The sequence below is a fragment of the Ruegeria sp. AJ12 genome (assembly GCF_056536245.1).
In genome coordinates this window covers 3,093,540-3,106,937 of the sequence record NZ_JBQFJJ010000001.1, presented here as the reverse complement: position 1 = coordinate 3,106,937, position 13,398 = coordinate 3,093,540, and the positions used below count along the sequence as shown (strand labels likewise).

At 59.2% G+C, this 13,398-nt stretch carries 13 protein-coding genes; 1 reads left to right on the top strand and 12 read right to left on the bottom strand.

The window, feature by feature from the left end:
* Window positions 1–51 precede the first annotated feature (51 nt).
* From ACR3E0_RS15470 to ACR3E0_RS15460, 3 genes are all read right to left on the bottom strand, one after another.
* Window positions 52–1,407, bottom strand: a complete 1,356-nt coding sequence (locus ACR3E0_RS15470) for an ABC transporter substrate-binding protein (RefSeq protein ID WP_480479697.1) — start codon at window positions 1,405–1,407, stop codon at window positions 52–54.
* Complete coding sequence (locus ACR3E0_RS15465) at window positions 1,404–2,564, bottom strand: LacI family DNA-binding transcriptional regulator (protein ID WP_480479696.1); 1,161 nt, start codon at window positions 2,562–2,564, stop codon at window positions 1,404–1,406. The genes ACR3E0_RS15470 and ACR3E0_RS15465 overlap by 4 nt, the downstream gene beginning before the upstream one ends.
* Window positions 2,565–2,846: 282 nt before the next feature.
* Window positions 2,847–3,782 (bottom strand): hydrogen peroxide-inducible genes activator, encoded by a 936-nt coding sequence (locus tag ACR3E0_RS15460; protein ID WP_480479695.1) that lies wholly within the window; start codon window positions 3,780–3,782, stop codon window positions 2,847–2,849.
* Between the two features lie 266 nt (window positions 3,783–4,048).
* On the opposite strand from ACR3E0_RS15460, the gene ACR3E0_RS15455 reads away from it, so the two are divergent.
* Window positions 4,049–4,273, top strand: a complete 225-nt coding sequence (locus ACR3E0_RS15455) for a YdcH family protein (RefSeq protein WP_480479694.1) — start codon at window positions 4,049–4,051, stop codon at window positions 4,271–4,273.
* A gap of 87 nt (window positions 4,274–4,360) precedes the next feature.
* On the opposite strand, the gene ACR3E0_RS15450 is transcribed toward ACR3E0_RS15455, so the two are convergent.
* From ACR3E0_RS15450 to ACR3E0_RS15410, 9 genes are all read right to left on the bottom strand, one after another.
* Window positions 4,361–5,581: a hypothetical protein gene (locus ACR3E0_RS15450; protein WP_480479693.1), complete on the bottom strand. Its 1,221-nt coding sequence runs from the start codon at window positions 5,579–5,581 to the stop codon at window positions 4,361–4,363.
* 17 nt (window positions 5,582–5,598) lie between these two features.
* A complete protein-coding gene (locus tag ACR3E0_RS15445; RefSeq protein WP_480479692.1) occupies window positions 5,599–5,754 on the bottom strand; it encodes a hypothetical protein in 156 nt (51 codons plus the stop codon).
* Window positions 5,755–5,757: 3 nt separating this feature from the next.
* The gene (locus tag ACR3E0_RS15440; RefSeq protein WP_480479691.1) at window positions 5,758–6,870 is read right to left on the bottom strand and encodes an Mrp/NBP35 family ATP-binding protein; all 1,113 of its coding nucleotides are present in this window, start codon (window positions 6,868–6,870) and stop codon (window positions 5,758–5,760) included.
* A 103-nt stretch (window positions 6,871–6,973) separates the two neighbouring features.
* On the bottom strand, window positions 6,974–7,987 hold the full coding sequence (locus ACR3E0_RS15435) for a formate dehydrogenase subunit gamma (RefSeq protein WP_480479690.1): 1,014 nt from the start codon (window positions 7,985–7,987) through the stop codon (window positions 6,974–6,976).
* Window positions 7,988–8,006: 19 nt separating this feature from the next.
* Window positions 8,007–8,603, bottom strand: coding sequence for a formate dehydrogenase FDH3 subunit beta (gene fdh3B, locus ACR3E0_RS15430; protein WP_480479689.1), 597 nt, complete (start codon window positions 8,601–8,603; stop codon window positions 8,007–8,009).
* Between the two features lie 16 nt (window positions 8,604–8,619).
* Window positions 8,620–11,583: a formate dehydrogenase subunit alpha gene (locus ACR3E0_RS15425; RefSeq protein WP_480479688.1), complete on the bottom strand. Its 2,964-nt coding sequence runs from the start codon at window positions 11,581–11,583 to the stop codon at window positions 8,620–8,622.
* A gap of 6 nt (window positions 11,584–11,589) precedes the next feature.
* Complete coding sequence (locus ACR3E0_RS15420) at window positions 11,590–11,799, bottom strand: hypothetical protein (RefSeq protein WP_480479687.1); 210 nt, start codon at window positions 11,797–11,799, stop codon at window positions 11,590–11,592.
* 73 nt (window positions 11,800–11,872) lie between these two features.
* A complete protein-coding gene (locus tag ACR3E0_RS15415; RefSeq protein ID WP_480479686.1) occupies window positions 11,873–12,556 on the bottom strand; it encodes a TorD/DmsD family molecular chaperone in 684 nt (227 codons plus the stop codon).
* A 127-nt stretch (window positions 12,557–12,683) separates the two neighbouring features.
* Window positions 12,684–13,397, bottom strand: a complete 714-nt coding sequence (locus ACR3E0_RS15410; RefSeq protein ID WP_480479685.1) for a DUF3306 domain-containing protein — start codon at window positions 13,395–13,397, stop codon at window positions 12,684–12,686.
* Window position 13,398: the final 1 nt, after the last annotated feature.

The following is a 13,398-nucleotide window of genomic DNA, read 5'->3' as shown; positions in this document are numbered from 1 at the left end:
ATGGGTTGGGTGCAGCGGCAAACGCGCCGCTGCGACTAACTCAGGTTGCGATTACTGAACCTTGGCGAGTTCTTCGTTCATGGCGGCCACCGCTGCGGTCGCGTCAACCTCGTCATCGATGTACTGACGGACGATGCGATTGATCGCTTGGCTATTGATCATCTTGGACGCCAGTGAAAGCTGACCTTCGGCCACACCCCAGCGTTGCGCCACGTCCAGCCCGCCCACAATTTCATCGATCATCGCCTGATCGTAGAGCTCACCCAGCGGCGCCTTGCGGTCCACACCAACAGGCAACTGCGCCCATGCTTCTGAAAACGCGGCGGGGTTGTCGGCGTTGCCGCGACGGACGGGAAACTTACCCTCAGGCGCGATGGCCAGGGTTTGCGTGTACCCGTCATCCATGGCGAATTTAACAAAATCCATTGCCGCGTCGGTATCGGCGTCACTTGTGATGCCAAAGTACCGCACGTCACCCCAGGCGGCGCCATCCGGGTTCGACGGGCCGGAGAAATTTGTGACGATGCCGGTTTTGCTCGCCAGGTCCCGCGAGGTCGGGTCGTCGTTGATGGTCGGCGGTGCGCTGTCACGCAGGCCTGCCAGTTCGTCCAGAATAAACGGCGACCAGATGATCATCGCGGCCTTGCCGTCAAAGTACAGCTCACGGGACTGCTTCCAATACAACTCACCCGGTGGGGATGCTTTGGAGATGGCTTTATAGAAATCCAGCACTTCGGTTGTTCTGGCTTCATCCAGCGGCTGGAACCCGTCCGGGCCAACCGGGCTGACGCCATTGGCGAGAAAGACATGCTCCAGCACTTGGCTCATGAAGTTCTCGTCGACCTTGGTTGCAGCCACGAACCCGTACATTTCTGGCGGGCTGTGCAGCTTTTCCAGAGCGGCCTCCACCGCCGCGTAGGAGTTCGGTGCGTCCAGTCCGCTTTCGTCAAAGAGGTCCTTGCGATAGACAACCATCTGGGTCCAGCCATCGACGGGAACCGAAGCGGTTTCCCCATTGAAAGCCGCCATGGCCAGTGCGCCCGGCGCAAACGTCTCGCCGCCAAGTTCCTCAATTACCTCCGTGGCCGCCTCGGTATCCAGAATGCCGGCTTCTGCCCAGGGCAAAGCGTACTGTAAGGGATGATACACCACATCTGGCAGATCACCGGCCGCAAACGCTGCCGTGGCACGCGTTCCAAGGTCGGTCTCGGTCACCGGTATCACCTCGACGGTTGTGCCGGTTTCGGCCTTGAACTGGTTCGCCATCTCCTGCTGTTTTGCCAGACGCTCAGGCTGCTCTTCCGTGGTCCAGAAGCGAATTGTGTCGGCCTGAACCGACATGGCCGACATCGCCAATGCAAGCGAAGTCCCAAGCATCAGCTTGGCAGCTCTTGGTGTAAGTTTCATAGTCGGTCTCCTCCCCGGTTATGAACATTGGAATTTCGAATTTTTGCGGCCAGTTCCTCAGGCGACAGGGCAGGCGGTCCGTCTGATGAACGCTCGATCAGGGCAGCGTCGCTGAGTTCCCGCAACTTCCCAGGATCCTCACCGCGAATCTGGCGGATCAGCAGGGTTGCAAGCCGGTGCCCCGCCATTCTTGAATCGACACTGAACGTGGTCAGGGGCGGTCGTGCATATTGGCATTCAGGAACGCCATCGTAGCCGATGACCGAAACATCATAACCGATCTCAAGTCCCAGATTAGCAGCTACCGCGTAAAAACCCAAAGCGGCAAGGTCGGTCGCAAAGACGATCGCTGTCGGCGGTTGCGCCAACTGCAGCAGTGCCTGCGCCTCTGTCGCCCCTTCTTCTCGGGTTCGGGCGCCGTCCCGGATCAGTTCCGGTGCGCCCGGTAGACCGGCAGACGACAGGCCGTCGAGATACCCATCCTGCCGGAGGTGGCTGTAGTTGAACTTTGGATCGCTGCCGACATAGCCAATTCGACGGTGCCCAAAGCCTGCCAGACGTAAAACGGCTTTGCGTATGGCCGTTTCCCCGGAAATGTCGAACCACGATGTCTGTGTGTTGGCCTCAGGTCTTCCGTAACCAGTACGCCCGTACAGGATATGCGGCACGTTGAGTTTCCTCAGAAGCGCGACGCGCGCATCGTCAACTTCTGTTCGCGGCAAGATGAACCCGTCTGCCTTGTGCTCTTCAACAAGCCGTCCGAGAGCCGAAAGCATGTCCCGTTCGGATGTCGCCGTCGAAATTGCCATGGTCCAGTCAAATTTGCTGGCGGCTTCGCAGGCACCGGCAAGAAAGTCCTGAAGGAACGGATTATGCCGGTCCGGCTCGTCACTATTGAGCACCATGGCAATCGCGCGCACTCTGCCCGTTCTGATGGCCTGAGCGTGGCTGAGCGGGCGATACCCCATCTTGCGTGCGGTCGTTTCCACCCGTTTTCGCGTGATCTCGGAAATATCCGGATATCCGTTCAATGCCCGGGACACAGTGCTCTTTGACAGGCCCAGATATTCGGCCAGTTCGTCAAGTTTGACCCGCCCTGTCGCGGATGGACGCTCTTTCAGTGAAGTGCGCTTGTGCAGTCCGGGATTCGTTGTCATGCGTCAAATTCTTCGCTCCGAAACCGGTTTCGGCAACGAAAAAGTTCAGAAACCTGCGAGAGAGTAGCAGAAGCCGCAATCACCTGACTGTGTTTAATGGTGTTTGTTGCTGCCGTCGCGATTAGTGAAGCATCAAAAAGCCCTGCGTAATTTGGCTAAGGATCCGGCATAACTAAAGGTGTCGCCTGCACGAAAGTCTTGCTTGCACATCGCTCCCGCGACTTGTTCGGTCGTATCAGCAGGGAGCCCTGGGCACTCAACGCGCAGCCCTACCCAAAGCGCTCAGGCCTCGAGGCTGACAAGGGATTTGAACTTCTCCTTGGCGATCGAGCGGATGACGTCGGCGAAAATCTCGAAGGCCGCGTGATTGCCGCTTGATTTTCTCCAAACAAGCCCGATTGATCGTGAAAAGCCGCCGCGACGATATGGAACCAGAGCCACATCTCCGCCGGGATCCGGTATCTCTGAGTTGACGTAGAGTGCCGGCAGGAAGGTCACGCCCATATTCATGGCAGCCATCTGTCGCAATGCGTCCAGGCTGGTTCCTTCGTAATCCTCGCGCAGGTTGGCACCGATCTCGCCTGCCAGTTGCGCGACCTGACTGTGAAGAATGAAACGTCCGGACATTGCCAGAACGGTTTCACCTGCAAGGTCTTCATCACCGGCAACTTCAGCACTGGCCAGCGGGTGATCGAGTGCGACGGCAAGGTGCAGCGGTTCGCGGAGCAGGCGCACGACAGTGACATCCGTCGAGTGCACCGGCAATTGGGTCAGTATCAGGTCATGAGATCCTCTCAAGAGTTCCTCAACGAGGTCAGAGGACGCTCCGTCTCTGATCACCAGTCGGAGATCCGGGTAGATTTGGTGCAGGTTGCGCAGGACGCTTGGCAGAAGATAAGGTCCAAATGTGGGTGAAGACCCCAGGCGGATCGTTCCGGCCAGTCCCGCCTTCATTCGCTCCGCTGTCTCCTGTAGTGCGGCGACATCGTCCAGAATGCCCCGAGCCTTTGACAGAACCTCCCGACCCTCGGGTGTCAGCATGGCCCCTGCGCGGCCTCGTTCAACCAATTGAAGCTTCAATGTGCCTTCCAGATTCTTGATCTGAAGGCTCAGGGACGGCTGGCTTATCCCGACTCGTTCAGCGGCTTTTCTATAGTGCCCAGTTTCAGCAAGGGCCTGGAAGTAGTGTAATTGCTTTAGGGTCGGTTGCTCATTCATTTGATAGTTTTTTCCAATCAGGTCTGAATACCAAATAGGCTGGTATTGTGGATGCGGCAAGCCCATCTAGAAGCACAGGAAGAACCGAAACACTAAAGCAATTGGGAATCGCCGACTCGGGCAAAGGGATAGGACAGACAAAGTAAGGGTGACTTGGGCCGTGTTCTGCCCAGCCAGCCAACCAGCGCTGCCAATTCGAATGAAGCGAAATGTCTGGGCCGGAAAGCCTGACGAGACCCGGACGTCCAGAAGAGGAGACACAATAGATGAACATTCAAGTGACCAGCAAAGTCGCAAAGGTAGGATCGCATCTGGCCGCGTTGGGGCAGCGGCACAGGAATATCGAAGACCGGATAGCCAAGATCGAGCGCCAACCAAGCCCCGACCCAATGGCACTTCAGAGGCTGAAGCGCGAGAAGCTGCGCCTCAGGGATGCGATGCATTACTGTGAAGGCGTACTGAGAACTCTGTCCCGGGGCCTGCCAAGCTAGAGAGCAGACGATGACGGTTCGACGGTTGGAATTTGCTCGATGCGATTCGGCTCTTGCAGGTAACGCATTTGCCATGTTGGTCTCATTTTAACGGGCTGCCCGTGCCAGAAATTCCACAAGTGCTTGCCGATCTGATTGGCTTGGAATCCTCTGTTCAGGCATCCGACTGCCGGGTGTATAGGCCGTGGGTCCGTACTCGAAGAGCTCAGCTACTGTTTCCGGCGTCCAGATGATGTCCAGGTCGCGCAGGGCCGGAGAATAGTCAAACCCCTCGGCCGTACCGATTCTTCTGCCAAAAACCCGGTACAGCGTTGGGCCAGCCCGTCTCTCATCATCCGGCGTCAGGCTGTGGCACACGGCACAGGCCCGAAATACTTCGGCGCCTCTCGGGTTGGTCAGAGTTGGCTCGGGCACTCCGGTTCCGGCGCCCAGCGGTTCACCTGCCAACGTCCAGCGCCGGATTACTCCGTCATTGCCACCCGTCAGGATTGCAGTTTCGGTCAGAGCAACAACCCAGACCGCGCCCTGTCCAGTGTTGAAACTTGTTTGAGTGTCCAAACTCAAAGGGTCCAGCACCCAGACCTGACCGGTTATGTCCGACACGACCACGACACCACGACCTGCCGCAACACCGGCCAGCGACCGGGTCGTGAGCTCCATTCTGGTGCTCGGCTCACCCGGAACAACTCGCTCCACAAATCCGTCTGAGCCTGCCACAAACAACGCCTCACTATCCGCGGCCAAATCTGCCGGCAAAGCCGCCAGATCGAACACCCGGCCAGCCGATCCATCCTTTTGCCAGAAACGAAGGCGCAGATCCGAGCCTACACTGGCAAGCCCGTCGCGAAATGCCACGAGACCTGTGACTTGCCCGTTGTGACCTTGTAGATACCGAGGCGCATCGGTGCCCTGCCAAAGCGCAATCTGCCCATTCCATGATGCGGATGCAAAACCTTGCGACCAAAGCGCGAGGTCGGCAACCGGCATATTGTGCCCTTGCTCAAAACGGGTTGGCTGGGCTCCGTCCTTCCAAATCGCGATATGTCCGTCCTGTCCCCCCGAAACAAACCGCCCGTCCGGCAGAGGGAGCACAGCGGTCACGCCTCCAGCATGGGCGCGTGTGACCTGACGGGCGACCGGGCCGTTCCAGACGATGGCACGCGTGTCGAAAGAGCCCGAATACACCGACCCGTTCTGATGCGCGAGTGCGCGTACAGGCCCGCCATGTCCACGAAGATCATACGCACCGGACGGCCCGGCCAAGGCGATGACTCCGGCAACAAGGATAAGTGTTCGCAGTACGGTCAACGCGGACAACCGCCGTATCAATAGTTGATCAGGTTGTCTCCGGGTTTGTCGACGCGGGCACCTTCGGTGGTGAATTCGCTGTGTGCATCGGCCTGAAAATTTCCGTCCAGAATATAGGCCGCGCCGATTGCCACCACCAGGCAAATGGCCAGAGATGCGACGAAAGCTTTCATGGGTTACACTCCTAACTGAATTCTTGGTGTTTCTTCGGGTGTGGCCACCAACGCGTTCCACAGCGTACGGGCCATATCGATATAGGTCGTTCCGAGCGCACCATCGGGGTCCCGAGCCACGATCGGTTGTCCGTTATCGGATGCCTTTCGCAATTCCATCGTCAGCGGCACGGCACCCAGATAGGGCACGCCCATTCGGCGCGCTTCTTCCTGTGCTCCTCCAGCGCCAAAGATCTCGTGCGTAGAGCCGCAATCAGGGCACAGGAAATGCGCCATGTTTTCTATGACGCCGAGGATCGGCACATCAACCTTCCTGAACATCGCGATGCCACGGCGGGCATCAATCAAAGCCAGATCCTGTGGGGTGGACACGATGACCGCGCCAGACAACTCTGTACCCTGCGCTATCGCAAGCTGCGCATCTCCGGTGCCCGGCGGCATGTCGATGATCAGAATGTCCAACTCGCCCCATTCAACCTCGGCCAGCATCTGGGTAATCGCCGACATCACCATCGGCCCCCGCCAGATCATCGCGGTCTCAGCATCGACGAGCATGCCCATCGACATCGCACTGAGCCCGTGTGACTGCATCGGTTTGAGCCGACGGTCCGGTCCCACGCGCGGGCGGCCATGCAGCGCCAGAAGTGTCGGCAATGAGGGGCCGTGTATGTCGGCATCCATGATCCCGACCTTCAGGCCCAATGCCCGGAGACCCAGCGCGAGATTGACAGAGGTGGTCGATTTGCCGACTCCGCCCTTTCCCGAAGCGACCGCGATCACGTGTTTAACTCCGGCAAGAACCGGCAACGGGGTCTTGGGCACGGCATCAGCCGATTTCAGCTGTGGCGGTGGGTTTGCAGGCTTTTCTCCGGTCAGGACGACGATGCTCTCTGCACAGCCGGGTGTCGACCGCAAGGCCGTCTCAGCCCGGGATCGTGTTTCCGCATAGGCGGCAGCTTCGCTTTCCGTGATTGATATCGCCAGAGTCACACGGCCGCCGGCGACAAGTGGACCGGAGACGTTGTCCGCACCCAACAGCGGTGCACCATCGGGCAGCAAGATACCCTCAAGCGCCGTGCGGGCTGTGGATAACTGATCGTCTTCGGTCATTGTCATTTGAAGTCTCTGAAATCGCGCCGTGCGCTCTTTTTGGGTGGTACGGATGCGATATATGAGATGGTCGGCGGGACTGCCCCGCCGACCATGTTCCTGATGTGTCTCACTCGGCCGGGTGCAGTTTTTTATCACCTGCGGGTTGTTCGGTTTCTCCCTGAACTTCCTCAACCCAAAGCGAGTGGTGCTCTTTTGCCCAGTTCAGGTCCACTTCTCCCGATCCCATCGCGTCGAAGGCCCCTTCCATACCGACCGACCCGATGTAGATATGCGCAATGACAACGGCCGTCAGCAGGGCAGCGATTATTCCATGCAGAACCTGATAAAGTTGCCAGGTCCCTTCGCCGCCCGCCAGACCGGGGAACAGCATAATCACGCCTGTGAACGAGAGAGCGGCACCGCCCAGAACGACGGACCAGAAGATGACTTTCTGCCCGGCGTTGAACTTTTTGGCGGGCGGGTGAACATCTTTGGAAAACAGGCCGCCCGCCTGTTTGATCCACTGCACATCCAGCTTGTTGGGAATATTGTGCGCCACCCATGTCAGGAACACCATGATTAGGCCCAGCATGAAGGCAAAGCCCATGTAGTTATGCGCAATTTTACCCCATGCCGACAGGGTGCCAAACGCGTTTTCGCCAAAGAGCGGCAGGATAACCGCCCGGCCAAAGACGAGGTTCAGACCCGTCAACGCCAGCACAATGAACGACACACCCATCAGCCAATGAGCGAACCGTTCAAAGCTGTTGAACCGCAGGATCTTGACCGCCGAGCGTCCGGAATCGATACGGATCTTGCCGCGGATCATGTAGAACGCGATCAGAACCGCGAAAATCCCGACAAGCGAGAGGATCGTGACCACACGGACCGGCCCTCCGTGAGTCGACGCCCAATCCTTGTTGCCGGGCTTGATCAATCCGGCCGACAGGCCGTCCGGGATCGACACCCGCCCTGCGACCTGCCCATCCGGGTTCAACGCCTGCATCAGCGTTTCTTCGGTCACAGATTGCGCCGTCGGGTTGACCTGCTGCGCGTCGGCCAACTGTGGCAACGCAAAGAGCGCGACCAGACCGAAACAGAGGATGGCGACGATACGAGCCGTGAGTGATGATGGTTTCATCGTTTCGCTTCCTTCCCTCTTACACATTGACGGTTTCGCCGTAGGCGCTGCGCCAGCCCCATGCGCCCGAGCCATAGCCGCGGGTCACAACACGCTCACGATAGATGTCGGCAATGATATCACTGTCACCGGCCAAGAGAGACTTGGTCGAGCACATCTCGGCGCAGATCGGCAGTTTGCCTTCTGCCAGACGATTGGCACCATACTTGACGTATTCCGCCTCGGTCATGTCCGCTTCCGGACCACCTGCGCAGTACGTGCATTTGTCCATCTTTCCGCGCGTGCCGAAGTTGCCCACCTTGGGATATTGCGGCGCGCCGAAGGGGCAGGCGAAGAAGCAATAGCCACAGCCGATGCAGGTATCCTTGGAGTGCAGCACAACTCCGTCATCGGTGGTGTAAAAGCAATCCACCGGGCATACGGCCGCGCAGGGTGCGTCGGTGCAGTGCATGCAGGCCATCGAGACCGAGCGCTCGCCCGGCAGACCGTCATTGATGGTCACGACACGCCGCCGGTTGATGCCCCACGGCACTTCGTGTTCGTTCTTACAGGCCGTTACACAGGCGTTGCATTCGATGCAGCGATCCGCGTCGCAAAGAAACTTCATCCTTGCCATTTTTTGTCTTCCTCCTTTACGCCGCAGCGATCTGGCAAAGGGTTACCTTGCCTTCATGCATGCCTGTCACCGGGTCATACCCATAGGTCGTGACGGTGTTAACGCTCTCGCCCAGAACAATCGGGTCGGTGCCCTCGGGATACTTGCCGCGCTGATCTTCGCCCTGGAACCAGCCGGCGAAATGGAATGGCATGAAGGCCACGCCCGGCGCCACGCGCTCGGTCACCAGCGCCTTGACCCACGCTTTGCTGTCCATTTCGGCCCCGTTTACCCAGACCCAGCCGCCGTCGGTGATCCCCCGGGCTTCGGCATCGGCTGGATTGATCTCGACGAACATGTCCTGCTGAAGCTCTGCCAGCCAAGGGTTCGACCGGGTCTCTTCGCCGCCGCCTTCGAATTCCACAAGACGACCCGATGTCAGCACGATCGGGAAATCGGTTGCAACGTTCCGCTCAACCGCCGAGTCCTGCATCGTGCGGCCAATGTTGGGCACGCGGAACTGACGCCCGTCTTCGCGGGTCGGGTAGTCAGCTACCAGATCGGGGCGCGGGCTGTAGATCGGTTCGCGATGGACCGGGATCGGATCAGGCAGGTTCCACGCAACCGCCCGGGCCTTGCCGTTGCCGAAGGGGACACAACCATGCGAGATGGCCACCCGTTGAATACCACCGGACAGATCAAGGGACCAACTGACCGAGGCCATGCGCTCTGGGTCGTTCCCACCGATCCGCTGGATGGTGGCCAGCTCTTCCGGGGTCAGTTCGCCATCCCAGCCGAGGCTCTGCAACACGCCATAGGTGAATTGCGGATAGCCGTCCTGAATGTCCGAGCCAACCGGATAGCTGCCTTCGGCCAGAAGGGTTTGACCTTCGCGATCCAGCCCAAACCGGGGACGGAATGCACCGCCGCCCTCAGCGACCGGAATGTTGGGATTGTACAGGATATGCGTTCCGGGATGCCGCAGTTCCGGCGTCCCCCAGCATGGCCAAGGCAGGCCATAATAGTCGCCCTTGACCTCATCCGGCGCATCGTCAAAGGCGCGCAGCGTGACCAGGTCGAATGCGCCCTGGTTTTGCATATGCGCCTTGAGCCGTTCCGGCGACTGCCCGGTATAGCCGGTCGACCAGCCACCCCGGTTGATCTCTTCCAGAATGGATTCCGCCGTCGGCTCCGGACCGAACTTGCCATCGACCAGTTCGTAGTTCTTGACCATCTCGTCGGCAAAGCCAAGACGCTGTGCCAGGCGGTAGATCACGGCATAGTCATTGTCGCTTTCAAAGATCGGATCGACAACTTTCTCGCCCCATTGAACGGAGCGGTTTGACGCGGTCCGGCTGCCGTCGCACTCGAACTGGGTCGAGATCGGCAGCAAGTAGGTGTTGTCGGTGCGATCATGCAGCGCCGCAAAGGTCGTGGGGTGCGGGTCAGCGACAACAAGCAGGTCCAGCGCGTTCATGCCCTCAAGCGATGCACCCATCCGCGGAACCGTGTTACCACCGTGGCCAAAGACGATCATCGCTTTGATGTTGTCACGCTGATCGACTTCCTCGGAATCAAGCGTTGCGGCGTCGAACCAACGGGTCGACGGAATGCCCGGAACGCTCATGTTCTCTTTGCGGGTACGGGCATCCCGGCCGCCTTTGGCCGGAACTTCGTCAAACCGGCCTTCGAGATACTCATAAGGCACCTCCCAGACGCGCGACCAGTGGCGCCATCCGCCCTCGGACAGGCCGTAGTAGCAAGGCAGCGAGCCGATATCGAGGCCGAAATCCGTTGCGCCCTGCACGTTGCAGTGACCGCGGAAGATGTTGGCCCCGTTGCCAATGTTTCCGACATTGCCGGTGGACAGAAGCAGGTTGCAATAGGTGCGCACGTTGGCGGTGCCAACCGTGTGCTGCGTGCCGCCCATGCACCAGATGAAGGTGGCGGGTTTCTGTGTAGCAAAGGTTTGCGCGACGCGCTGCAGCGTCTCGCCGGGAATGCCGGTAATACGCTCCACCTCTTCTGGCGGATAGGCCTGTACGGCCTCGCGAATCTGATCCATTCCCCAGACGCGCTGGTCGATGAATTCGGTGTCTTCCCAACCGTTTTCAAAGATGTGCCACATAATGCCCCAAATCACCGCAATGTCGGTGCCGGGACGCATCCGGATGTAATCGGTGGCATGTGCCGCCGTCCGTGTGAAGCGTGGATCCAGTACGATCACGTTGGCCCGGTTGGTCTCTTTGCCGGTCAGGATATGCTGCAGTGACACCGGGTGCGCCTCGGCCGCGTTCGACCCCATGAAGACGATGGTCTTCGAGTTGCGGATGTCATTGTAGCTGTTGGTCATGGCGCCGTAGCCCCATGTGTTGGCAACACCGGCAACAGTGGTCGAGTGGCAGATACGCGCCTGGTGGTCGACGTTGTTGGTGCCCCAGAAAGCCGCAAACTTGCGGAAGAGATACGCACCTTCGTTGGAGAACTTGGCCGAGCCCAAAAGGTATGCTGCATCGGCACCGCTCTTTTCGCGGACCTCCAGCATTTTGCCACCAATCTCATCGATGGCTTGATCCCACGAGATACGGACCCATTTGCCGTTCTCTTTTTTCATCGGGTATTTCAGTCGGCGATCGCCATGAACGAGCTCACGGACCGACGCGCCCTTGGCGCAGTGGGTGCCACGGTTGATCGGGCTTTCCCAGGCCGGTTCCTGCCCGACCCAGACGCCGTCCTGAACCTCTGCTTTCACGGTGCACCCCACTGAGCAATGGGTGCAGATATTGGTTTTGACCTCGATCGGCTTGCTGTAATCGGTCGGGCCGGCTTCGGCGCGGCGCATCGTGCCAGTACCTACCGTGGCGACAGCCGCCAAACCGCCGACCGCAAGACCTGAACCGCGCAGGAAAGAGCGGCGATCCACGGGACGCGCGGCCACGTTTTTGGCAAAGGACTGAAGGCCACCGCGTGCGGCAACGGAGGATCTGCGTTTCACAAGCATCGATGATCAATCCTTCTTGTAGTAGCGGTTGGTGCGGTAGAAAGCGCGCACGTGATCGGTTTCCTGATACCGCGCCTTGGTGCGCTCATCGCCCACCTCATCAGCAAAGGCCGGGCGGGCCGAACCTGTTGCAACGACGCCCACGGATGCCCCGGCAATTGCGCCGAAAAAGCCTCGCCGACCCATTTTCACGGGTTTTGTTTTCTTGTCGCGCATGCGGATCTCCTTAACTTCTCCTCCGGCGGCTGTGCGCCGCGATATTCCTTTGAAACCGCTGAAGCTGGATTTACTAAGCGGCGCCGCGTGGCGAACCAGCGGTCTCTTTGCGCGCCAATTCAAAGGCACGCATCTCAACATCGGTGAACGTCCTGCCGATCTCGGCCACCGCGCGATAAAACTTTGCGCTGGGAGCAACGGCCAGATCGTCAAAGAATTGTGTTGCCCAGGGCTGCAGGTGGCGCGCGAAAAATCCGGCTTCTCCCGCACCGCCGCAGCCAAGCGGGGTTGCGTCGAATTCGCCGGCGGCAAGCCCGGCCATGACTTCGGCCAGGCTGGCAATGTGGTCCTCGGGTTCGAACCGGTCCTTGGCGCGCTCGATTCCCATGACGGCAAGATCGCGGCGCAGATCGGCAAGTGGGCGTTCGTTCAAAAAACCGGTGATGTAGAACGAGGCATAGGGCAGCAATTCTCCACGGCCAACGCCCACGAACAACTCGAAGAACTCATTCGCAACGTCGTCTGCAGAGGCGTAGCGCGCGGTCTTTGCAAGCACGCCGTAGGCTTGGCCAAGGGCTGTATCATCGCCGTAGAGCTGCGACAGGGTTTTCAGCATTTCAGAGTCGGGAGGAGAAGCCAGAGTTCGCGCCAGAAAGGACCACTGCTGAGCCCGGAGCACGTTTTCTTCTGCGGTAGTGCGCGTGTGTTCTTTTGCGTTTTCACGCGTGTCTTCGTTGACGACCTGGGTCAATGCCACTCAACTCCCCAATTGGCATTTGGCCTGAGTATATCAGATTTGGTGAATTGAAGGTAGCCGCTCGGGTATGGGTCTTCCACGGCCAAAGACCATAATAGGCAAATCCTATCAGATAACTCATCCGAAGCTATATCTTTGGAATTGCGCCGCCATGTCGGGGCGACCTCGGCGTTGGCTCGTCACCCGCACCGCGCGCAACTTTTTTGCCACCCGGCTCGCCTTCACTCACGGTGCCGGACTCTGCTGGACCAGAGCTTTCGCTGCGTCGAACAGATGGCGCGGGTGTGACGGTATTCTCGATCACGCGATCTGCTTCGGTCGGGTCGTTTTTGGATGATGGCTGTGTTTCAGCATCCATTGCCTGCCCATCGGCGTCCGCCAATTGCTCGGGTTCATCCGGGCTGGCGCGGTTGATCAGATCTTTCACCATTTTTGACACGCCTTCGTCATTGAGCGCACCGCCTGCACCGGGTACGCCCTCGGGTGCGTTCCAGTCCCAGGCATAATCGACCGCCGGATCGTCATGATCCCGGATCAGGGTGTTGGCCAGCCACACCTTGCGCATGGCGGCGTTACGAAGTTGCGCGGGGACGCCTTGTTTCAGAAACGGTTGCAAATCTGTCCGGCCGGTAATCTCGTCAATCGAAGGCAGCGACGCCAGGTACTGTTCGTCAACCACTGCTTCCTGTGGCTCGGTCCCGGCCTCAGCGCCGGTGTCTTCAACTGTCCGTTGCACAGCGTCATTGTCTTCAACCGCGTCGGCCTTCCGCGCGGCACGCTTTCGACGGGACCAGGCGCTCAGGGCACCTTCACCATCTCGCCTTGGGTCATCCTCTGCCATC